Here is a 22,342-nt window from a genome sequence, read left to right as displayed (position 1 = left end):
ATGAATTTGAACAAGTATATCGACCATACGCTGTTAAAGCCGGAAACTACAGTGGCGATGATTGAAAAGCTGTGCGCAGAGGCTAAAGAACATGATTTTGCTTCGGTCTGCGTCAATCCCTACTGGGTAAAGCGCTCTGCTGAGCTGCTGGCAGGTACGGATGTAAAAGTATGTACCGTGATCGGTTTTCCTTTGGGCGCCAATACCACCGCAGTAAAGGTGGCAGAAACCCGTGACGCCATTTTAAACGGTGCGACCGAAATCGACATGGTTCTGAATGTAGGTGCATTGAAATCAGGGGATCTGGAAACTGTGAAGCAGGATGTGGCGGCTGTGAAGGAAGCTGCAGGAGAAATTCTGCTGAAAGTGATCCTGGAGACGGGGCTTCTGACCGACGAGGAAAAAGAAGCAGCCTGCAAGCTTTGTGTAGAAGCGGGTGCCGACTACGTGAAGACTTCCACCGGTTTTGGTCCTGGTGGGGCAACCGTCGAAGATATTGCCCTGATGCGAAAAGCAGTAGGTGCCGACATCGGCGTCAAAGCTTCCGGCGGGGTGCGTGATCGCGCTGCAGCCCTGGCCATGATCGAGGCAGGAGCTACGCGTATCGGAGCAAGCTCCGGCATCGCCATTGTAAGCGGTGGGGAAGCATCGGGGAGCGGTTATTAATAGGAACAAAGCCTGACCTATGTTGTGGTCGGGCTTTTTTACAAGTCCGCAGGATTTTTTGGGATTCTTGGATGATTCTGTACGTTTGTATTTTCGAATGGTAGAGAGAATTGCCCTGCTAAAGAAATAAGAGAAAGTAGCTTATAGAATAATAGAAAGAGATTGGATGAGGAGAGAGGAGAGCGAGTCGTCGTGGAAACCATCAAGGGCATTATTTTGCTGCTTGCCTTTTATGGGATTGGTATCGCAGCAGGAAAGTGGCTACACATCCCGTTGCCCGGCAATATCATCGGGATGCTGCTGCTAACTCTGGCTCTTGTAACCGGGGTCGTCAAAATGAATTGGGTGGACAAAGCAAGTCAGTTATTAATCCGTCATATGATGCTATTTTTTGTCCCTATTATGATTGGTGTATCGTCTTACCTGAAAATACTGGGAGAACATCCCGTGGCGCTGATTTTGGCGATGGTTCTCGGTCCTGCCTTTGTCATGGTTGTGACGGGCCGTCTGATTCAGTGGTATTTGGATCGGCGCAGAAAAGAAGCAAGCACTTCCTCAATCGAGCTGGAGAGGAGGACTATGGATGCTTGATGTTTTGCTCGCGATTCTTGCCATTCTCGTGACATTGGCCGGTTACAAGCTGGCGATGGTTGTAGTGAATCGCTACTCCTGGATCCAACCGATTATTGTATCCACGGTCAGCACATGGTTTGTCTGGTGGCTGATCAACGGGGACTGGGAGTCCTATCAGCTCGGGGGTGAATGGATTTCATTCTGGGTCGGCCCGGCAACGGTAGCGCTCGCTGTTCCCTTGGCTAAACAAATGCGGGTGTTTTCTGATATCTGGAAAGGTGTTCTACTGGGTGTACTGGCAGGATGCGCGGTTGCCATACTTACCGTGCTGGCATTTGGCTGGATTTTCCACACAGATGATTTACTGGTCAAAAGCATGCTGACTAAATCCGTGTCGACGCCGATTGCGGTGGAACTGACGAAAAATATCGGAGGAGCCCCCGCGCTTGCTGCCTTCTTTGTAGCCTTGACGGGAATAGCCGGTGTGGCATTTGGGCGACCGCTCCTTGCACTGTGCGGAGTGAAGGATGACTGGGCGATCGGGATTGCCATCGGGACCAGTGCGCACGCCATGGGAACCGCCAGCCTGCATCGAATCTCACAGGTTCAAACGGCTGCTTCCAGTGTGGCCATGATCTTGGCTGGAGTGGTGACCGCGATCTATTTGATCCCTTTTACATTATGAATGACGATATCCATTTTTTTACAATGCCAGGCAGTGATCAGCGCTTTCTTTTCCCCGGAAACATCCACTGGATAAACGCGGCGATCTGCTTGGTATAAGGCAGGGCGACGAGGGAACAAACCACATTGAATATCGTTTGTGAGTGGGCGATCTGCATAGAAGGGCTGGCTGTCAGAAATGCACTGATCGCGCCCAGTTGGGGCAAAAACGGCAAAAACAACAGGGCTCCGACGATGTTGAAAAGGGTATGGCACCAGGCCACTTGCTTGGATGCGGTATTGGTGCCGATACTGGCGATCAGGGCCGTAAAGCAGGTGCCGATATTGGCGCCAAGCACAATGGCTAAAGCAGTTTCGATACCGAGAACCTGATGGGACATCAGCCCCATGGTGATCGCTGTCGTTGCAGAGCTGCTGTGGATCAGGCCGGTAAAAACGGTGCCGGTCAAAAGGCCGAGCCAGACGGAGTGAGTGCTTTCCAGAAAGAGCGCACGAAAAGTCTCCGATTGCTGCAGCGGCTTTGCCATTACCTGCATCGTATCGATCCCCAGAAAAATCAGGCCAAAGCCGGCGATGACCAGTCCGATGCAGCGCGTCAGTCGCCGCGGCATGAGCCACAGAGCGATGCCCACGAGCAGCATCGGAACCGCAAAGGTCTCCAGGCGTAGAGCGATCAGTTCGGTCGTGACGGTTGTGCCCACGTTGGTTCCCAGAATAATGCCGACGGTTTGCGCAAAGCCGATCATCCCCGCATGGGTCAAACCGATGGTCAGTACCGTGACCGCACTGGAGCTTTGCAAGACAAATGTGGACAGCAAGCCCACCCAAAAGCTGAGCAGGGGTGTGCGGGTAAAGCGTGACAGCCAGTCTGCCATTTGTTTGCCGGCAAGGTTCTGGAAGCCCGTTCGCATGGCGTACATTCCCAACAGAAAGAAACTCAGGCCAAAGGTAAACGGAGCGAGGACAGCACCAATCAAAAAGTGATCCTCCTTACGTGTCAGGGTATACCAATACGTATGCCTGTACCGAGACGAGCATGACAGGCAGGCTGCAAAAACCTGTCGAAACCTGCGCAAATCGGCCGAAGTACGTATGCATATAGAATAGTGAAAAGCGATATGTTGCGATGATGCGACATGTCGCTTTTTTGTTTAGGCTCCGTGTTGCAGGCGGGCGACGTTTTGCTACGGCCGCAGTCAATCACGACGCTTGTATGAGTTGGCATGATAGTTGCTGTAAAAATAAGGCAATGGCAACCATTATTTGAGGATAAGTGGGTGATAGGATGAAAAGGATGAAAACATGGGGAAAAGCGTTGGTAGCTTTGAGCCTGACCATTCCCTTTTGGGTGAGCGGACAATCCTCCCAGGCTGCTACTTCGCCGGTCATCCCTGGTGCACACAGCGTCATGGTCAATCACTTCGATGGGAAAGGGGAAAATTGGCTCACGACAAAAAATCCGGTTCAGCTGGCCGCTGCCCTGCAGTTTGGAAACGGTGGCCTGGCGCCGATGACGTGGGGAGGATGGAGCAAGATGTATCAACCCGCCGAGGTAACAGGTGTCCAGATCAACGGGATGTTTGACGACGCCAAGTTTGTCATCCGGGTGCCCGACAAGTGGAACGGCAGATTGGTGGTGGCCGGTATCCCTGCTACGCGAAATGAAACCGCTACCGATTTGCTGTTCAGTGACTACGTGCTGGGCAAAGGATTCGCTTTTGCTGCCATCGACAAAGGAACACAAGGAGAAATTGACCCATCCGATCCCTTTGCCAAAGCCAAAAATGCACTTGCTGCCGAAGAGGATTCTGTAGCCGAATGGCATCAGCGGTTTCGCCAAGTGACAAAAGCTGCTCAGAAATACCTGACCACCTTTCATGCAGACCACCTGCTGGACTCGTCTGACCTTGGCCCGAGATCGAGCAAGCTGATCACCAAGCAGCACCCGATCCCTACTTATGCAATCGGGATTTCCAACGGGGGCTATGTGGTCCGGTATGCCTTGGAAAATGACGACCCGGCCATTACCAAAGAGCCAAGACTGTTTGACGGCGGCATAGACTGGGAAGGAGTCTTGTGGCGTTCGGATCGCCCTAATCTCATCTCCACCCTGACAGAGGTAGTGAATCATGCCGAGGATGCCCTGTACGGGACAGGGGAAAAGCAGGAGAAAGCACGGGAAGCGCTGTACCGGGCTCACGTTCCGCGAGGCTCCGAACATCTCTGGGCTTACCACGACCAGGTCTATTGGTTTATCAGCCTAAACATCTATCGGGACGAGTTTGATCCCCGGGCCCCGAAAAGATTGCAATGGCCCGATTATCTGCGAATGAACGAAAACGGGATTCGTGACCGCACCCATGATGATATCTTTCGAAACTATGATTTTGCCAAACGGCCGAAGCATGTAAAAGATGCTGTAGACCAGATTGCCAATACAGGCAAAATCAATGTTCCACTCCTGTCCATTGCAGGTACCTGGGATACCCTGATTTTTCCCGACGTGCATGCCACTCCTTACCAGGAGTTGATCAAAGAAGCAGGACGGGAGCATCTGCACCGATTGTATTTGGTGGAAAAGGGGAATCATGTCGACGGTCTGGTATGGAGCAATTCCGATCCAGACAAAGAAATACAGCCGCTGCTCCCCTATGTTCATCAAAGCTTTGATGCATTGGTTCGGTGGGTAGAGGAAGCAAGCACCCCGCCCGAGAATCAGACCATCCCCGTCCCTGATTCTTCTGTCAACGTGATCGATATCGTAACCGGCGAAGAAATCGAGCCTTACTAATCCCGAAGAGAGCGGACAGTTGCGCCGCTCTTTTTTCGTGCTTCGGCTTCGCTCCGAAACGAACGTCCCTTGAATTTGAAAAGGGGATTGTGTATGCTGAATGATGAATTGGCCCAGAGAGTAGAAGAGAACAGGGCTTACGCATACGATAGGGAGAGACTGTAGACACGGGTAGGATCGCTCGCTGCCCGCGCAGAGGCGAAAGGAGCAAAAGGTTCATGGGGAACAAAATACGGCTGGGAATTATTTACGGAGGAAAGTCCTCGGAACATGAAGTTTCGCTGCGCACCGCTTACTCCATCATTAAAGCGGTAGATGCTGACAAATATGAAATTCTGCCCGTCTATGTGCAGTTGGACGGCTCTTGGATAAAAGGGGAAAAATTATCAGGGGGGGTACTCGAAGGAGTTCAGCCCCTTCGTTTGACGGATGGAAACGAGCGTCCTGATGAAGAAAGGGCGGGGGGCGAGATCATCCCTGCCGCAAAGCCGGCATCTGTATTTGCCATCGGTCAGGAAATAGACGTGATCTTCCCGGTCGTTCACGGCCCCAATGGTGAGGATGGAACCATCCAGGGATTGCTCGAGCTGGCCAATCTGCCCTATGTGGGCGCAGGAGTGATGGCTTCTGCGGTCGGCATGGATAAATGGATGATGAAAAATGTATTTGCGCAAGCGGGTTTGCCGCAAGTCAAATTTATAGGCGTGCTCCGCTCTGAGTGGGAGAAGAAGCAGGAGGAGACGATTGGACGGATTGAACAGCAACTGGGGTACCCTTGCTTTGTAAAACCGGCCAATATGGGTTCCAGTGTAGGGGTAAGCAAAGCAAAGGATCGCGACCAACTGATCGAAGCCATGTCCTTGGCAGCCAAGTTTGACCGCCGCTTGATCATCGAGGAGTTCGTCCAGGCGCGTGAACTGGAAATCGGGGTGTTGGGCAACGAGGAACTGATCACCTCTGTCGTTGGCGAAGTGATTGCAGCCAAAGAATTTTACGACTATGAGGCCAAATATAAGGGGGCAGGGACGGAACTGCAAATCCCGGCCGAGGTTCCCGCACATGTAGCGGTGCAGATGGAAGAAATGGCCAAAACAGCATTTCGGGAATTGGACGGCTCCGGTTTGTCCAGGGTAGATTTTTTCTGGGATGAAGCCAATGACAAGCTCTATATCAATGAAGTCAATACCATGCCTGGATTTACCCCGTACAGCATGTATCCGATGCTCTTTCAAGCTTCGGGAATTGGGTATAGCGATCTGATCGACCGTTTGGTGAAGCTGGGATTGGAGCGGCATGCTGACAAACAGCGAAATATTGTCGATGCAGAAGAATTGGAATAGCGCCGCAAATAAAATCAAAACGGAATAAAGAACAGGCTGTCGGAGTCCTGATATGTGGAGAGCATATCATTCATCCGGCAGCCTGTCTTTTTGCTTTTCCTATCTATGACCTGCTCGCTTCTCGATATCATCGATCAGCGTCCACAGCTCCATGCCCCGAGAAGCCTTGAAAAGAAAGGCGCGGTCTGGGGTACAAAGCGCGGCAAGCGTATCCACTGCTTCTTCTTTGGTGGAGAAGAAGTATTTTTCACCCTCATATGCGTCATACAGCGCACGGGCATGATCTCCAATCGCAATCAGCTGCTGGAAGTGATCACGCAGCTTGCTGGCAAATCGCCCCACCTGTGCGTGCATCTCCAGGCTGTCCGGTCCAAGCTCAAACATGTCTGCCAATACCAGCACCTTGGAGCGTTCCGGAAGAACATCCGCAAAAGTGGAGATCGCTGCTTCCATCGAAGTTGGACTTGCATTGTAAGCATCGTTGATATAGACAGCTCCTGTGCTGGAATCACGGCGTTCAAATCGCATAGCTGACAGCTGTACGGTAGCCAGCGCATGCGTGATTTCGCTTGCGGACAAGCCAAAGTGCCGGGCGATGACCACAGCAGGAAGGGCATTTAATACGTTGTGATTGCCGAACAGAGGGAGGAAAGCAGAGAATCGGTCACCATTGCGGAAACAGATGTCAAATCTCGTCCCGTTTTCCTCAGCCGTTATTTTTTCTGCCCAGATATCAGCAGGCTCACGCACGGAATAGGTGAGGACCTGTCCGGGATAAAGGTGAGTGATCTTTTTCAGGTATTCGTTGTCCCCGTTGAGCAGGACGAAGCCCTCAGGGTCGGTATGCGGCAAAAGCTCCGCTTTGGCCAGAGCAATTTTTTCGCGCGAACCAAAATGCTCGAGATGAGATTCTCCGATGTAGGTGATCACACTAATCTGCGGTTTTACCAGCGACGCCAAAAGATCGATCTCGCCGGCATGATTCATGCCCAGCTCCAAGACTGCGGCCTGATGACGGTCTTCCAGTTGCAACAGCGAGTACGGGACGCCAAGATGGTTGTTTAAGTTCTTGTAAGTTTTGTAGATCGGAAGCTTGCATGCCAAGACATGGGAGACGATATCTTTGGTCGTTGTTTTTCCGATGCTTCCGGTGATGGCGATCATCGGAATGGCGAAGGACTTTCTGTAATACCCGGCTAGTTTCTGATAAGCACGCAATGTATCGTTAACCAGAATTAGCCCAAATCCAGTGGGAAGCACGTCAGGAATTTTCTCCTGATTGGAAACAATCGCTGCGCAAGCTCCATTTTCTACAGCCTGCTGGAGAAAATCATGTCCGTCACGGACGCCCTGAACGGCGACAAAGAGTGCACCCTTCTCCAACTGTCTGGTGTCAAAATGGACACTGGTCAGCGCAAGCTCCGGATCACCTGCCAGGAGCAGGCCCTCAGCCATGACGGCGAGCTGTTCCAGTTTGATGGGATTCATGTGCACAATCTCCTTTATCATGGATTTCCTTTATGTAAGACGGCGCTTCGAGAACTTCCTGCTAAAAGCCTTGTAAAACTACGAAGCCATGCTATCACTCCTGTTGTGACACCGCAAGTTTTTTTTGTACGGCTGCCGTATCATCAGAAAATATATACAAACTCTGAAAGGACATTATGACCAGGAGTGAGAGAGGAACGCGTCTGCTTTGTCTACAGGTAAATTTTATTATTTTCCGTTGTGCGGGGAAAGAAAGGTTGACCTGCCTTGGTTTTCTGTCCTATAATGAAGTGTGACAGTCTGTAGGTAACAGGTGTCCCACGGTTTTTAGCGGAGGGAGGGAAGACAGATGGCAGAAATTCGAGTCAAGAAAAACGAGTCTTTGGATAGCGCACTTCGCCGCTTTAAGCGTGAAAGCGCCAAGTCCGGTGTGATGGCGGAACTGCGTAAACGTCGTCACTTTGAAAAGCCGAGCATCAAGCGTAAGAAAAAATCCGAAGCAGCTCGTAAGCGCAAGTATTAATTAACGGAGGGCCCATCATGAGTGTAATGGAGCGACTCGATCAAGATATAAAGCAAGCGATGAAGGACAAAGCTGCGCTAAAACTCTCTGTTATTCGCATGGTGAAAGCCGCTATCAAGAATGAAGAGATTAACAAAGGTGGACGTTTGTCTGAAGACGAAGAGCTGACCATCTTGACCCGTGAGTTAAAACAGCGCCGTGAATCCCTCCACGAGTTTGAAAAGGCCGGTCGGGATGACCTGGCTGAAAAAACGCGCGAAGAAATTGAAGTACTTACAGCCTATCTGCCCGAACAACTGAGTGAAGACGAAGTTCGTGATATCGTCCGCGAAGCCATCGCTGCCACCGGTGCCTCTTCCAAAAAGGAAATGGGCAAGGTCATGGGCGTTATCATGCCAAAAGTAAAGGGGAAAGCTGACGGTACGATCGTGCAAAAGATTGTATCTGAGGAACTACCAACATAAAAAGGAACAACCTCATATAGATACGACAGAAAAACTCAGTCCTGAATTGGCTGAGTTTTTCTTTTGCCTGTAACCGGGAAGCCTTTCCAAGCGCATCATGAAATGCCGATGGCAGACTTGTAAAAACTGCATATAGCCCGGAATTGAACCTTTGGGATTCATTTAATAAAATGAATGTAAGAAACAGTCTGTTGTCCCTAATGCGTAAAATGTCGATCTTTGTTAAATCCACAGAAAAAATGAAACGATTGCAGAGGTTTTCCGTATACCTTAGTAGCTGACATCAGAGCTGTTAGAAAGGAGGTATACAAAATGCGTCCAAGAAAGCAGGCACTAAGCCACGTGCGCCTGTGGCTCTCCGTGATCTGTCTGGCCATCGCTTTTCTCGGTCTGTCGATGGGGAGCTTCGCGAATGCGAAAGGCTACCAAAAAGTGGTCTGGGTTCCGGTTGATCAGCAGATCGAGCAAGGGCTGGGAAGCTTTCTCAAACGGGCATTTACCCAGGCTGAAAGCGAAGGGGCAGACCTGATTATTCTTCACATTAACACGCCAGGCGGCGAAGTAGGCGCTGCAGATGCGATCGGGCAATTGATCAGGCAATCACCGATCCATGTTGTGGCTTATATTGACAACCAGGCATTTTCAGCGGGCACGTATATTGCGCTAAATGCCAATGAGATCGTCATGACGCCCGGAAGCAGCATCGGAGCAGCGACGCCAATTGATATGGCGGGAAATGCGGCAGATGTAAAAATCATTTCAGGATGGTCTACGAAAATGGCGGAAGCGGCCAGCCTGAACAATCGCGATGAAATGGTTGCCCGGGCGATGGTCGAAATTGATACCGAGTATCCGGGATTGAAGGAAAAAGGATCTGTTCTTTCCCTGGGAGCCGATCGGGCCAAAGAGCTCGGGTATGCTGATCAGGTGGTTGCGAACAAAACTGAATTGTTTACCTACCTGGGTGTGCAGCCCGACAGCATGCAGACGATTGAACCCACTATCGGGGAACGCGTTGCTCGCGTTGTCACCAGTCCGGTAGTGATGAGTCTTCTCTTGATTATCGGTCTTTTGGGAATTGTAATTGAATTGTTTGCTCCCGGTTTTGGTGTAGCGGGGACGATTTCCCTGTGTGCGTTTGGACTGTACTTTTTTGGGCATTATGTGGCTGGTTTTGCCAACTGGCTTCACATCGGTCTGTTTGTTCTCGGCATCCTTTTAATGATTCTGGAAATCTTCTTGCCCGGTGGCATCGTGGGTGCAATCGGTTTTATCGGAATTGTGACCGGATTGATCATGGCTGCCTACGATACGAAGCAAGGGCTTGCATCCTTGGGAATCGCTGTGCTGGTCACCGCTATTGTCACCTTCCTTCTCATCAAGAAATACGGGTTCAAGACCTTGTTTAACAAGTTTATCCTGGGCGAGGTCCAACGCAACGAAGCTGGTTATGTGGCACCGAAGGACCAGCGCGATTTGCTGGGCCAAGTAGGAATTGCGTTGACTCCGCTGCGTCCGGCTGGTGTCGTCAGGATTGACGGAAGTCGAATTGATGCAGTAAGCGTCGGCGGTTTTATCACCGCGGGGACATCAGTTATGGTCGTTCAGGTAGAAGGAACAAGAGTAGTCGTACAGGAAAACGAGGCAAAGGAGTAGATTGTATATGCTAGAAAGCGGATTGATTCCTGTTATTTTTATGGTGGCAGTAGCCATCGTCGTACTGTCCATCTTTTTCTCTTTTGTACCAGTAATGCTCTGGGTTTCGGCATTAGCATCCGGTGTGCGGATCGGCATCATTACACTGGTGGCCATGCGCTTGCGTCGTGTCGTGCCTTCCCGAATCGTCAACCCGTTGATCAAGGCGCGGAAAGCCGGACTTGAGCTGGATACCAACCAGTTGGAAAGCCATTATCTCGCCGGTGGTAACGTAGACCGTGTCGTGGATGCGCTGGTAGCAGCGCAGCGGGCGGATATTCCGCTCGGGTTTGAGCGTGCCGCAGCGATTGACCTGGCCGGTCGTGACGTATTGGAAGCTGTTCAGATGAGTGTCAACCCGAAAGTGATCGAAACACCGACCGTAGCAGCCATGGCGAAAAACGGGATTGAAGTGAAAGCAAAAGCAAAAGTAACGGTTCGCGCCAATATTGACCGACTGGTCGGGGGTGCCGGTGAAGAGACGATCATCGCCCGTGTAGGAGAAGGGATTGTCACCACGATCGGTTCTTCCGAAGCGCATAAAGACGTGCTGGAAAATCCGGATCGCATCTCTCAAACCGTTTTGAACAAAGGTCTTGACGCTGGAACGGCTTTTGAAATCTTGTCCATTGACATCGCGGATGTTGATATCGGGAAAAACATCGGGGCACAGCTTCAAACAGACCAGGCAGAAGCGGACAAACGGATTGCGCAGGCCAAGGCAGAAGAACGCCGCGCAATGGCGGTTGCAACCGAACAGGAAATGAAAGCCCGTGTCGAAGAAATGAAAGCAAAAGTAGTAGAAGCGGAGGCGCAAGTTCCACTGGCGCTGTCCGAGGCTTTAAAAAGCGGCAAGTTAGGCGTTATGGATTACTACAACCTGCAGAATATCACAGCAGATACGCAAATGCGCCAAGCGTTTGGTCATACCGAAGACAAACACAAGCCTCACACAGATGACAAGAAGTAGGGGCTGGGATCATGGATGATCTGTTGGATCTGCTATTTGATCTGCTGGGTTGGGCTTTGCCGCTAATCGGTAAGTTCTGGTTTTTGATTTTAGGGTATTTGGGCTATATACTTTTCGGCAAACAAACCAAAAAACCGCAGCGCGGAAGACCTGCTCGACGCCCAGTGCTCACCCCGGTGGAGTCCGGCGGCTGGCCTTGGGAGCAAGAGCAGGAAGAGCGGCGCACGGTAACTCCGCTGGAAAATCGGAAGGTCATGTCTCCGGAAAAAGATATCTACGCGGAGGATTGGCAAGAGGTAGCTGCCGACGCGCAGCCGTTGCCAACCTATGAGGAAGAGCCGTCTGTCGAGGTAGAAAAGCCGTCTGTGGCTGCAGCAGCTACAAAAACTCCCAATGCGGAAAAACAGCACCAAAACCATCTCGATGCAAGGGAAGGCATGAAGTGGGCGATCATCTACGGAGCGCCCCGAGCACGAACGTCACCCCTGCCATCTCGTCGAGGATTCTAATACACAGGAGCAGCCGTCTGCCAAGGATGATTCCATTCAGGACAGGCGGCTCTTTTTTGTACTTTCGGAAAGATAAGCCAAGTTTTTCTAATATTCTGACATCAAACTTCTTTTCGGTCCCGATGTCGAAAGAAAACGAATAGATCCACTTGTGTCGAAAGCGGCCATCTCCTATTCTTATAGAAAGGAAAAGAATGACAATTATTAGGTAAGGGGTAGGATGAAATGAACCCACAGACTTTAGAAAAAATGGGCCGCTTTCGTCAAAAAGTCATCCGGCTAGTCATCTTTGAAAAAAAATCAATCTATGAAACGGCCATCGCCTGCGGTTGCTCCGTGGAAAAGGTAAGGCGGGTACTAAAAAAGTGGAAGCATACCTCCCGTTCCTTGAATAAAGCTGAGCATTTTCACTAAACAAAAATAGACAAGCCTGTTGTTCCGACAAGGGAACGACGGGCTTTTTTGTTGTGAGAGAGCGGGCCAGGAGGGGGAGAAGTTTTCTGCATGTTCTCCTACCCATCGCGCATACCGTTATAAGAGAAGATTTCCGGGCATTACGCTTTCGGGTTCAATTTGCAATTCCATTGATGCGCCAGGAGAGAGGGGGGCTTACTCATGAGGCGTTGGAGCCGCCGTTTGCGAAATCTGGCAGTAGGCGTGCTGGATTTACCGCAGGATGTGGTTCTCGAAGTCCCGCGCATCACGATGATTGGTCACCTGCAGATGTATATTGAAAACCATCGCGGAGTTCTCCATTTTACTGAGAAAGAGCTCCGTTTGTTGTTAACCAACGGTCAGTTGATTGTGACGGGAGAACAACTCGTGATCCGGGCCATTCTTCCCGAAGAAGTTTTGCTGGAAGGCCGGATAGGCGGCGTCAAGTTTCTAGAAAAGTCGTAAGGGAGAGCAGGGTGGGGGCCACTTGATGGTGGTCTGCCAACTCCTGCGCAGGGAGAATACGTCTGGAAAGTGGTGACGAAACATGCGCAATGGACTGCGGGAATGGTTGAGTGGACATATCACGATCACGGTCCGTGGCAAACGCTTTGAGAGATTTCTCAATCTGGCCATTCGCCAGGGAATACGAATTTGGAACATACGCAAGGTAGGAAGCGAGATGAGCAGCTGTGAAATCCTCGTTCATGACTTTTTTCATCTTCGTCCGCTTTTAAAAGAGACGGGCTGTCGTGCTCATATCCAGAAGCGGGAAGGCTTTCCCTTTCTGCTAGTTTCGATGCGAAAGAGGGCGGGTTTCTTCACGGGAGTTGCTTTGTTTTGCTTCGGATTGTACATGCTCTCTTCGTTTGTTTGGGAAGTGGAGGTGCAGGGGACAAAGCGGCTGCATCCGCGAGCGGTGATTCATGCAGCAGAACAAGTGGGGATTAAAGAAGGGGTATGGAAGGTCAAACTAAGAGAACCGCAAGAGCTCCAGAGAGAAATCCTGAAGCTCGTTCCGCAAGCATCCTGGATCAGTGTAAAGATCCAGGGAACAAAGGCGGTCATCCAGGTGGTGGAAAAAGAAGAGCCGGAGAAGCCAGTCCCGCTCAGTCCACGTCATCTGGTGGCAAAAAAGCGGGCGGTTGTTTCTACCATTCTGCCCGAGGTTGGCAAAAAGATGGTTTCCGTCAATCAGGTCGTCAATAAAGGGCAACTGTTAATCTCCGGTGTGATCGGAAATGATGAACGGCAAAAGGTAGTATCCGCGCAAGGAACCGTTAAAGGGGAAGTTTGGTATGTCAGCGATGTGACGGTTCCGCTGCAACGTACCCAGCACCAGTTAACGGGTGAAAAACAAACGCAGCAGTACCTTTTGATCGGTCCGTATGCGCTGCAGGTCTGGCCCTGGAGGCTGGAGCCTTTTGCGAGCGCAGAGTCTACAGAAGACAGGTTCTCTCCGTCGATTGCCGGTTACTCCATACCTGTCGGTTGGAAGAGCATCACACATGCTCAAGTGGAGTTGATCACCCGCCAACTGAATGAAGAAGAAGCGGTCGCTTTGGCAAAACAGGCAGCACGTGAGGACATTTTGCGAAAAGCGGGTCCTGACACTGTCATTCGTGATGAAAAAGTTTTGCACCGCAAGACAGAGAATGGTAAAGTTTACTTGAGCATTCATTTTTCTGTCATCGAAGACATTACAGAGGAACAGCCGATTGTGGCCTTGCCGCAGCCGCCTGCTCCAGCTCCCTAACATAATGCTGATTACCGCTGCAAGGAGATGGAAGCCTGTTGCACGTAAAAGAAGAGGTAAAAATCCCGTTTACAGATGCGTCTGAAGCACTTTTGTTGTTTGGGCCACATGATGCCTACTTGAAGATTATCGAGGAAAAAACCAATGCAAAAGTCATTTCACGCAGCGGTGAGGTTCTCATCGCCGGCGATAAGCCTGAGGTGGATAAGCTGTCTCGCTTGTTTGCCGTATTGCTTCAATTGATTCGCAGAGGCATTCCCCTCTCCGAGCGAGATGTCTCCTATGCGCTTCAATTTTTGGAGCAGGGTGAAGTGGAACAGTTGCTTCATGTATACGAGGAGGAAGTGGCACGTACGCAGAAAGGAAAGCTGATCCGGGCGAAAACACTGGGACAGCGTCACTATCTGGCTGAGATCAAACGGCATGATATCGTTTTTGGGATTGGTCCGGCAGGGACAGGGAAAACCTATCTGGCTGTCGTCATGGCAGTCACGGCTCTGAAAAATGGACGAGTCAAAAAAATCGTCCTGACCCGACCAGCTGTAGAAGCCGGAGAGAGTCTCGGTTTTCTGCCAGGTGATTTGCAGGAGAAGGTAGATCCTTACTTGCGGCCACTGTATGATGCCTTATACGATATGCTTGGCGTTGAACAAGTGGCCAAAATGATGGAGCGGGGACTGATCGAAGTAGCTCCGTTGGCATATATGCGGGGGAGGACCCTGGAGGACAGCTTTGTCATTCTTGACGAGGCGCAGAACACTACGCCTGAGCAAATGAAAATGTTTCTAACGAGGCTGGGCTTCGGTTCCAAAATGGTGATCACCGGGGACGTGACGCAGATTGACCTGCCGAAGGGGAAAAAGTCAGGTTTGCGCGAAGCTGAGCGCATTCTGGGGCCGATTCCGGAGGTGGCGTTCATCCGTTTTCAGGATGCCGATGTTGTGCGTCACAGCCTGGTACAGAAAATTATTGAAGCCTATGCCAAGAATGAAGAGGATCCAAGCATCCGATAAAGGAGAATAGCATTCGTGTTATCCATCGAAGTACTGCATGAAGAGATCGAACCGATCAGCGAACATCTGGAGGACTTGATCAAGCGCTGTCTGCAGGCCTCAGCCGAGCGTGAAGAAGTAAGCGGCGAGGTTGTCGTGACGCTGGTAACCAACGAGCGCATTCACGAGCTGAATCGCGATTACAGAGGTGTCGACCGCCCCACTGATGTGCTCTCATTTGCCATGAACGAGGCGGGCGAAGAAGAAATGGAGATTTTCATAGACGAGGATGAGATTGACCAGTTTCCCAATATGCTGGGGGATATCATCATTTCTCTGCCCAAAGCAAAGGAACAGGCAGATGATTACGGACATTCCCTGGAGCGTGAGCTGGGATTCCTCGCCGTACATGGCTTTCTTCATCTGCTCGGATACGACCATCAGACAGAGCAGGAAGAAAAAGAGATGTTTTCCCGTCAGGAAGAGGTTTTGCAGCAAATTGGCTTGACGAGGTAGGCTGATAACCCTTGAAAGAATGGCGCCGCTTTGCCCGCAGTTTTTCGTTTGCTGTAGCAGGAATTGCCCATACCGTAAAGACTGAGCGAAACATGCGGATTCATCTCGTCGCAGCCGTACTGGCCCTTTTGGCAGCCTGGTGGCTGGAGATTTCCCGCGAAGATGTTTTGCTGGTCTTTTTTTCTATCGCATTTGTCTTCTCTCTGGAACTGGTCAACACGGCGATTGAGGAAGCGGTGGATTTGGCCTCGCCAGAGAAGCATGCGAAGGCCAAGGCGGCCAAGGATGCGGCTGCAGGAGCTGTCCTGGTCGCAGCGGTCTTGTCCGTGATTGTCGGAGTCGTGGTATTTGGCCCCCCTCTTATGCAGAAATTATCCCTATAGCTGCCAGTGTGAAAGGAGTATGACATCTGTGTGGCAACGAGTATTCGCAGGGTTCATGGTATTGCTTCCGTTGTTCGTCACTGTCTACTTGTTGCAATTCATCTTTTTCATGGTAGATCGAGCTGTTGGAGGATGGCTGACAGAACTGATGCTGACAACCGGACTGGCCTTTCGGCAAGGAGAGCTCGTCTGGTTTCTTGGCGTCCCATTTCATGACCATATCCCGGTTATCGGCGTGATCTTGCTGCTGTTGATACTGCTGTTGATCGGCGGGATCGCCCGGACCCCTGCTGGAAGATTTCTCTTTGCCAAGATCGAGCGTTTTTTTGGATTTATTCCGGTGGCCCGCGGCGTCTACTCGACCGTCCAGCAAGTATCGCAAGCCCTCGTCCATGAGCGTTCCAGTTTTAAACAAGTCGTGCTCGTCGAGTATCCGCGTCCAGGAGTCTACACAGTTGGCTTCCTCACAGGCGAATCACAGGGCGGTGTCCTGCAATTTACAGGAGAGGAATACGTCAACGTCTTTTTACCCAAGTCTCCCAATCCGACCAACGGCTGGCTTGCCCTGGTGCCTCGCAAAGAGGTGACCTTTCTGGACATGTCTATCGAGGACGGGTTAAAGTTTGTCATTTCCGGTGGGGTTGTTCCCCCTAAAGCACGACTGACGGATCAAACAATTTTCACAGAACAGTGAGTGATGAATATGGATAAACAAGCGCTAATCGCAAAGGCAAAAGAGGCGCGAGAGCTCGCCTATGTGCCTTATTCCAAATTTCCCGTAGGGGCGGCACTGCTTGCCGAGAGCGGCGTCGTCTACCTTGGCTGCAACATCGAAAATGCCTCTTTCCCCTTGTGCAATTGTGCGGAGAGAACAGCGTTGTTCAAAGCGTTTTCCGAAGGAGACAAACAGTACCGGGCGATCGCGGTGGTTGCCGACACTCCGGATGCTGTCTCGCCTTGCGGAGCTTGCCGCCAAGTGATGGCTGAGTTATGTCCGCCAGACATGCCTGTGTTTTTGGCTAACCTGCGCGGCGATATTTGGGAAACAACCGTATCTGCCCTGTTGCCCGGGGCTTTCACCAAGGAGGATTTACGTGGATAATCGCAAGGCCCAAAAATCATTCAAATCGGGGTTCGTCTCAATCGTAGGCAGACCCAACGTCGGAAAATCAACGCTGCTGAACCATCTGGTTGGCCAAAAAGTAGCGATTATGTCAAATAAGCCTCAGACGACCCGGAATAAAATCACGGCTGTCCTGAACACGGAGGAAGGCCAGGTCATTTTCCTGGATACACCGGGAATTCACAAGCCCAAGTCCAAGCTGGGTGATTACATGGTCTCCGTCGCAGAAAACACCCTGAACGAAGTGGATCTGGTGCTTTTTGTGATTGATGCCACGGAAAAACGGGGAGCAGGTGACGAGTACATTATCGAACGCCTGGGACAGGTGAAAACACCGGTCTTTTTGGTCATCAACAAAATTGACAAGGTTCATCCAGAAGCGCTATTGCCGATTATCGACGAGTACCGGCAGTTGTATCCGTTCAAGCAAATTATCCCGATTTCGGCGATGGAGGGGAATAACACAGGCTCCCTCGTTCAGGCGATATTCGAAGAAATGGAAGAAGGGCCGATGTTTTATCCGGCCGACCAGATCACCGATCACCCTGAGCGTTTTGTCATGGCAGAACTGATCCGGGAGAAGGTTCTCCATCTGACAAGAGAAGAGGTGCCCCATTCGATTGCGGTGACCATCGAGGAAGTGAAGCGGGGCGAGAACGGAAAGACCTTGTATATCTACGCGGCGATTTATGTGGAACGCGACTCGCAAAAAGGGATTCTGATCGGCGAAAAAGGACAGATGCTCAAAGAAATCGGAAAGCGGGCGCGCACCGATATTGAGCGCCTGATGGGAGAAAAGGTTTTTCTCGAATTGTGGATCAAAGTGAAAAAGGATTGGCGCAATCAGGAGAGAATGCTGCGCAACTTCGGTTTTTACAACGAAGAGTAGTGACAGAGCAAGCGCAGGGGTAACGGGGAGTTGTTTGTGGCAAGGGAAATTTTCCAAGGCATAGAATAACGGGCGCAGGTGAATCTAAGAAGGAAGTGGATTTAGCCGATACCAGAAAGGATGATGCTCCTTGATCAAAGATTTTTCATGGAGTTATTTCGCTTCAACCGGTGATATCCATGCTTACCTCCTCTACAAAGAGCACCATCAAACGTCAGGAGCCGGTGAGGAGGCCCCGTTTGAGTTCGCCCAGGAGGAATTGGGTGAAACACACGCATGCTTGTAAAGTGGGAAGGAATAGTCATCAGGAGCGTGGACTACGGAGAGTCCAGCAAAGTGGTGACTCTGTTTACCCGGGAGCGCGGCAAGGTTGCGATAATGGCTCGTGGTGCCAAGCGGGCCAAGAGTCGATTGAGCGCCGTCTCCCAACTTTTTACACATGGCTATTACTTGTGTAAAACAGGACCCGGAAGCGGGATGTCCGATCTCTCGCAGGGAGAGATTGTTGACTCCTTTCGGGAACTGCGGCAGGACCTGATGGCGACGGCCTACGCCGCGTACATAGCTGAGCTGTTGGACCGCTTGACAGAGCAGGAGGAAGCCAATCCCTATCTGTTCCAGTTATTGTATCAGCTCTTTCATCATTTGGACGAAGGCCGCGATGCAGAGATACTGTGCCGGATATTCGAGACGAAAATGCTGCAGGTTGCAGGGATCTCCCCGAAGTTGACGGCTTGTGCGAACTGCGGTATGCAGCGCGAACCATTTGTCTTCAGCATCTCACAAGGCGGCTTGCTGTGTCCGGCATGCCTCGAGACAGATCCCTATGCCTTTGCAATCACCTCTACGGTCTGGAAGCTGCTCAGGCTGTTTCAGGTATTTGATCTGGAACGTCTGGGAGAAATTGAAGTCAAGGCGACGACAAGAAGCCAATTGAAACACGTCCTGCGAAGCTACATGGACGAACATCTCGACCTGCGGCTGAAGAGTCGATCCTTTCTGGATCAGATGGAGCGGATTTCGCCCGGCGGGAGTGATTGACATTGGCAGCACTTTTCGTTATGATAAATAGCAACTTTAATACGTTGTGGAGAAGGAAAGGAGTAGTCGGCCGCTGGTTTTTCGGGCATTCGTGCTGAGACATTCAGTGCAGGCCTGCTAGCGAATCGGGGAGAGTGGAAGCCCGGTAACCATGCTGATGAAGGGCATTCTGGAGCAACGCTTTGAATCGGAAAGAGGACGATGCGTTCGGCGTGTCGTCAAGTAGGGTGGAACCGCGGGAAATCCTCTCGTCCCTACACTGTTGGGTAACAGTGTAGGCGGCGAGAGGTTTTTTATTTTCCCCCACACGGTTGCCCCGAATTAAACAGGAGGTGGAAAGACCATGAGCATGTCTTTTCAAGACATCATTTTGACTCTGCAAAATTATTGGGCAAAACAAAACTGCCTCATCGTTCAACCCTATGACGTAGAAAAAGGGGCCGGTACGCTGAACCCGATGACATTTCTGCGTTCGATCGGGCCGGAGCCCTGGAATGTGGCCTATGTGGAGCCTTCCCGTCGCCCGGCAGACGGCCGTTACGGTGAAAACCCAAATCGTTTGTATCAGCATCATCAATTTCAGGTGATCATGAAGCCATCTCCGGACAACATCCAGGAGCTGTATCTGGAAAGTCTGCGTCTTTTGGGGATTGAACCCCTGGAGCATGATATTCGCTTCGTGGAGGATAACTGGGAGCATCCTGGACTCGGAGCGTGGGGACTTGGCTGGGAAGTATGGCTGGACGGAATGGAAATCACCCAGTTTACCTACTTCCAACAGGTCGGCGGTCTGGAGTGCAAGCCTGTGGCGGTTGAGCTGACCTACGGCCTGGAGCGGCTTGCCTCTTATATTCAGGAAAAAGAAAATGTGTTTGAACTGGAGTACGTTGACGGCGTCACGTACGGGGATGTCTTCCTTCAGCCGGAATACGAACACTCCAAATACACGTTTGAGCTGTCTGACGTGGACATGCTCTTCAACCTTTACAACACGTATGAAGCAGAAGCCAAGCGGTTGATGAAGGAGCATCTCGTGTTCCCGGCTTACGATTATGTATTGAAGTGCTCCCATACCTTCAACCTGCTGGATGCGCGGGGCGCAATCAGTGTCACGGAGCGGACCGGGTATATCGCACGGGTGCGCAATCTGTCGCGGGAAGTCGCCCAAACCTATCTGGCTGAGCGTGAGCGACTGGGCTTCCCTCTGTTGAAACAGGCAAGCAGTCAGGAAGGAGAGAGCGCAGATGAGTAAACGAGATTTTTTGCTGGAGATTGGTACAGAAGAGATGCCTGCCCGGTTTATTACGGGGGCGGCGGCACAATTGCGGGAAAAAGTAGAGAAGTGGCTGGAGGCAGAGCGAATCCCTTATGATCGGATCGATTCCTTTGAAACGCCGCGCCGCCTTGCCCTGCTGATTCACGGTCTGGCCGAGAAGCAGCCGGATAAAAATGAAGAAGCCAAGGGGCCAGCGAAAAAGATCGCAATCGATGAAGCAGGCAACTGGTCCAAAGCGGCACAAGGCTTTGCACGCAGTAACGGGATTGCTCCGGAGCAGTTGTATTTCAAGGAACTGAACGGTGTAGAGTACGTCTATGCCCGTAAATCGGAAGCCGGGAAAGAAACAAAAGCCCTGCTGCCTGCACTGGCGGACGTGATCACCTCGATGCATTTTCCAAAGAACATGCGTTGGGGTGCCAATGATCTTCGCTATGTGCGGCCGATCCGTTGGCTGGTTGCCCTGTTTGGTGACGAACTGGTCGACATGGAAATTGCCGGTGTGAAAACCGGTGCGGTGACCAGAGGCCATCGTTTCCTCGGAGGTCAGCACATCGAATTGCAAGACCCGGCACAATACGCGTCCAGACTAGGCGATGAGCACGTCATCGTCAGCGCGGAGGAACGCCGCAAGCTGATCGTCGAGCAAATCCGCCGCCTGGAGGCGGAAAATGGCTGGCGCATTCCGATGGATGAGGGATTGCTGGACGAGATCGTACATCTGGTGGAGTATCCTACGGCTTTGTTCGGCACATTTGAGCCTGAATTCCTGTCGATTCCGCGCGAGGTGCTGGTCACTTCCATGCGTGAGCATCAGCGCTATTTCCCGGTTGAGGATGCAAACGGCCAGCTGCTGAACCATTTTGTGACCGTTCGCAATGGGGACAGCCGCGCTTTGGAAAATGTCGCAAAAGGAAATGAAAAGGTCCTGCGTGCCCGTCTCTCCGATGCCCGCTTCTTTTACGAGGAAGACCAAAAGCTGTCAATTGACAGCTGCCTGAAGCGTTTAGAAACGATCGTTTTCCACGAGGAGCTGGGAACGATTGGTGACAAAGTGCGCCGTGTCCGCAAAACCGCTGCCTGGATCGCAGAGAAGCTGGGTGTATCTGCAGAAGAAGCGAAATACGCAGATCGGATTGCCGAAATTGCCAAGTTTGACCTCGTTACTAATATGGTGGGCGAATTCCCCGAGCTGCAAGGGGTCATGGGAGAAGATTACGCCCGCAAGGCAGGAGAGAGCGAAGCAGTAGCCCGCGGTGTCTTTGAGCATTATCTGCCGCGTCATGCAGGTGACCAGCTCCCGCAGTCGCCAACTGGCGCGATCGTCAGTTTGGCTGACAAGCTGGACACGATTGCCGGATGCTTCGCGATTGGCATCGTGCCTACAGGATCACAGGACCCGTATGGACTGCGCCGGATGGCAGCAGGAGTGGTGGCCATTCTGCTTGATAAAGGCTGGACACTTTCGCTGGAGCAACTGTGGGAGGCTGCTCTGGCTCCGCTCACAGCGCAGGGTGTCAGCAAACGCCCGAGCGAAGAAGTCATGAAAGACCTCCGCGATTTCTTTGCGCTCCGCCTGAAAAATGTGCTGCAGGAGGCAGCGGTCCGTTACGATGTCATCGATGCGGTTCTGTCGGCTGATTGGAATGTCCTGCCCGACCTTTTGAACAAGGCAAAAGCCCTGATGGACGAGGTACAGACGGATGCGTTCAAATTTACTGTCGAACAGTTTAACCGTGTAAACAACCTGGCACAAAAGGCAGAGTCCGATGCTATTGAGGAAGCGCTTTTTGCAGAAGAAGTGGAGCGAGCTCTTTACCAAGCCTACCTTTCCGTGCAGCAAGAGGTTAGCGGTTTGAACAATCAACAGCAAATCTTGGCCACTCTGGGCACTTTGCGCGAGCCGATTCAGGCGTTTTTTGACAAAGTGATGGTCATGGCTGAAGACCAGGCTGTCCGTCACAATCGTCTTGCCCTTCTGTCTGGCTTGTCCCGACTGATTTTCGGCTACGCTGATTTTTCAAAATTGGTGTTTGCTTGATCACGATCTCAAGCCGTCTCTTACACAAAAAAATCGCCTCCGCTGCATCATGCGGGGGCGACCTTTTTTTCGTTCATCAAGATTTTGAATGGGGAAAAACTGATGCCAAATCAAGTTTTCTAAAGCGGAAAGAAGGAAAATCCCGTCGAATAGAGTAATACTAGGGGTAGTAACCAGACAGAACCGG

At 51.3% G+C, this 22,342-nt stretch carries 24 protein-coding genes; 22 read left to right on the top strand and 2 right to left on the bottom strand.

Annotated features, from left to right (window positions below; translation table 11 throughout):
• From deoC to NDK47_RS17110, 3 genes are all read left to right on the top strand, one after another.
• Entirely contained in the window at window positions 1–666 is a 666-nt protein-coding gene (gene deoC / locus NDK47_RS17120) for a deoxyribose-phosphate aldolase (RefSeq protein ID WP_251870953.1), read from the top strand.
• Between the two features lie 192 nt (window positions 667–858).
• On the top strand, window positions 859–1,257 hold the full coding sequence (locus tag NDK47_RS17115; protein WP_251870951.1) for a CidA/LrgA family protein: 399 nt from the start codon (window positions 859–861) through the stop codon (window positions 1,255–1,257).
• A complete protein-coding gene (locus NDK47_RS17110; protein ID WP_251870950.1) occupies window positions 1,250–1,924 on the top strand; it encodes an LrgB family protein in 675 nt (224 codons plus the stop codon). The genes NDK47_RS17115 and NDK47_RS17110 overlap by 8 nt, the downstream gene beginning before the upstream one ends.
• A gap of 37 nt (window positions 1,925–1,961) precedes the next feature.
• Here NDK47_RS17110 and NDK47_RS17105 read toward each other — a convergent pair whose 3' ends face one another.
• Window positions 1,962–2,900 (bottom strand): Na/Pi cotransporter family protein, encoded by a 939-nt coding sequence (locus NDK47_RS17105; RefSeq protein ID WP_251870949.1) that lies wholly within the window; start codon window positions 2,898–2,900, stop codon window positions 1,962–1,964.
• A 317-nt stretch (window positions 2,901–3,217) separates the two neighbouring features.
• Here NDK47_RS17105 and NDK47_RS17100 point away from each other — a divergent pair, with 317 nt between their 5' ends.
• Both NDK47_RS17100 and NDK47_RS17095 read left to right on the top strand, forming a co-directional pair.
• A complete protein-coding gene (locus NDK47_RS17100) occupies window positions 3,218–4,714 on the top strand; it encodes an alpha/beta hydrolase (protein ID WP_251870948.1) in 1,497 nt (498 codons plus the stop codon).
• Window positions 4,715–4,932: 218 nt separating this feature from the next.
• Window positions 4,933–6,054 carry a D-alanine--D-alanine ligase gene (locus tag NDK47_RS17095; RefSeq protein ID WP_251870947.1) on the top strand — a complete coding sequence of 374 codons (1,122 nt, stop codon included), beginning with the start codon at window positions 4,933–4,935 and terminating at the stop codon, window positions 6,052–6,054.
• A gap of 99 nt (window positions 6,055–6,153) precedes the next feature.
• Here the strand turns inward: NDK47_RS17095 and NDK47_RS17090 are convergent, their stop codons facing one another.
• Entirely contained in the window at window positions 6,154–7,542 is a 1,389-nt protein-coding gene (locus NDK47_RS17090; protein ID WP_251870946.1) for a UDP-N-acetylmuramoyl-tripeptide--D-alanyl-D-alanine ligase, read from the bottom strand.
• A 349-nt stretch (window positions 7,543–7,891) separates the two neighbouring features.
• Here NDK47_RS17090 and rpsU point away from each other — a divergent pair, with 349 nt between their 5' ends.
• From rpsU to glyS, 17 genes are all read left to right on the top strand, one after another.
• Entirely contained in the window at window positions 7,892–8,065 is a 174-nt protein-coding gene (gene rpsU, locus NDK47_RS17085; RefSeq protein ID WP_003390641.1) for a 30S ribosomal protein S21, read from the top strand.
• Between the two features lie 17 nt (window positions 8,066–8,082).
• Entirely contained in the window at window positions 8,083–8,529 is a 447-nt protein-coding gene (locus NDK47_RS17080; protein WP_251870945.1) for a GatB/YqeY domain-containing protein, read from the top strand.
• A gap of 312 nt (window positions 8,530–8,841) precedes the next feature.
• Entirely contained in the window at window positions 8,842–10,185 is a 1,344-nt protein-coding gene (locus tag NDK47_RS17075) for an NfeD family protein (RefSeq protein WP_251870944.1), read from the top strand.
• 7 nt (window positions 10,186–10,192) lie between these two features.
• Complete coding sequence (floA, locus tag NDK47_RS17070) at window positions 10,193–11,194, top strand: flotillin-like protein FloA (RefSeq protein WP_251870943.1); 1,002 nt, start codon at window positions 10,193–10,195, stop codon at window positions 11,192–11,194.
• 11 nt (window positions 11,195–11,205) lie between these two features.
• Window positions 11,206–11,703 carry a hypothetical protein gene (locus NDK47_RS17065; RefSeq protein ID WP_251870942.1) on the top strand — a complete coding sequence of 166 codons (498 nt, stop codon included), beginning with the start codon at window positions 11,206–11,208 and terminating at the stop codon, window positions 11,701–11,703.
• A 615-nt stretch (window positions 11,704–12,318) separates the two neighbouring features.
• The gene (gene yqfC, locus NDK47_RS17060) at window positions 12,319–12,603 is read left to right on the top strand and encodes a sporulation protein YqfC (RefSeq protein ID WP_251870941.1); all 285 of its coding nucleotides are present in this window, start codon (window positions 12,319–12,321) and stop codon (window positions 12,601–12,603) included.
• 82 nt (window positions 12,604–12,685) lie between these two features.
• Window positions 12,686–13,894 (top strand): sporulation protein YqfD, encoded by a 1,209-nt coding sequence (yqfD, locus tag NDK47_RS17055; protein WP_251870940.1) that lies wholly within the window; start codon window positions 12,686–12,688, stop codon window positions 13,892–13,894.
• Window positions 13,895–13,932: 38 nt separating this feature from the next.
• Complete coding sequence (locus tag NDK47_RS17050) at window positions 13,933–14,907, top strand: PhoH family protein (protein ID WP_251870939.1); 975 nt, start codon at window positions 13,933–13,935, stop codon at window positions 14,905–14,907.
• Between the two features lie 15 nt (window positions 14,908–14,922).
• Window positions 14,923–15,402, top strand: a complete 480-nt coding sequence (gene ybeY, locus NDK47_RS17045; RefSeq protein WP_251870938.1) for an rRNA maturation RNase YbeY — start codon at window positions 14,923–14,925, stop codon at window positions 15,400–15,402.
• A gap of 11 nt (window positions 15,403–15,413) precedes the next feature.
• Entirely contained in the window at window positions 15,414–15,785 is a 372-nt protein-coding gene (locus NDK47_RS17040) for a diacylglycerol kinase (protein ID WP_251870937.1), read from the top strand.
• Between the two features lie 28 nt (window positions 15,786–15,813).
• Window positions 15,814–16,479: a DUF502 domain-containing protein gene (locus tag NDK47_RS17035; protein ID WP_251870936.1), complete on the top strand. Its 666-nt coding sequence runs from the start codon at window positions 15,814–15,816 to the stop codon at window positions 16,477–16,479.
• Between the two features lie 9 nt (window positions 16,480–16,488).
• Window positions 16,489–16,887, top strand: a complete 399-nt coding sequence (locus tag NDK47_RS17030; RefSeq protein WP_251870935.1) for a cytidine deaminase — start codon at window positions 16,489–16,491, stop codon at window positions 16,885–16,887.
• Window positions 16,880–17,797, top strand: coding sequence for a GTPase Era (gene era / locus NDK47_RS17025; RefSeq protein ID WP_251870934.1), 918 nt, complete (start codon window positions 16,880–16,882; stop codon window positions 17,795–17,797). Before NDK47_RS17030 ends, era begins: the two co-directional genes overlap by 8 nt.
• A 130-nt stretch (window positions 17,798–17,927) precedes the next feature.
• The gene (locus NDK47_RS17020; RefSeq protein ID WP_251870933.1) at window positions 17,928–18,083 is read left to right on the top strand and encodes a YqzL family protein; all 156 of its coding nucleotides are present in this window, start codon (window positions 17,928–17,930) and stop codon (window positions 18,081–18,083) included.
• Window positions 18,074–18,838 carry a DNA repair protein RecO gene (gene recO / locus NDK47_RS17015; protein ID WP_251870932.1) on the top strand — a complete coding sequence of 255 codons (765 nt, stop codon included), beginning with the start codon at window positions 18,074–18,076 and terminating at the stop codon, window positions 18,836–18,838. The genes NDK47_RS17020 and recO overlap by 10 nt, the downstream gene beginning before the upstream one ends.
• A 343-nt stretch (window positions 18,839–19,181) precedes the next feature.
• Complete coding sequence (gene glyQ, locus NDK47_RS17010; protein WP_251870931.1) at window positions 19,182–20,090, top strand: glycine--tRNA ligase subunit alpha; 909 nt, start codon at window positions 19,182–19,184, stop codon at window positions 20,088–20,090.
• Complete coding sequence (glyS, locus tag NDK47_RS17005; protein WP_251870930.1) at window positions 20,083–22,155, top strand: glycine--tRNA ligase subunit beta; 2,073 nt, start codon at window positions 20,083–20,085, stop codon at window positions 22,153–22,155. Before glyQ ends, glyS begins: the two co-directional genes overlap by 8 nt.
• Window positions 22,156–22,342: the final 187 nt, after the last annotated feature.

Source organism: Brevibacillus ruminantium (genome assembly GCF_023746555.1).
In the GTDB taxonomy this organism is placed as follows: domain Bacteria; phylum Bacillota; class Bacilli; order Brevibacillales; family Brevibacillaceae; genus Brevibacillus; species Brevibacillus ruminantium.
Note: the sequence above shows the minus strand (reverse complement) of the source record. Positions and strands in the feature narration are given on the sequence as shown.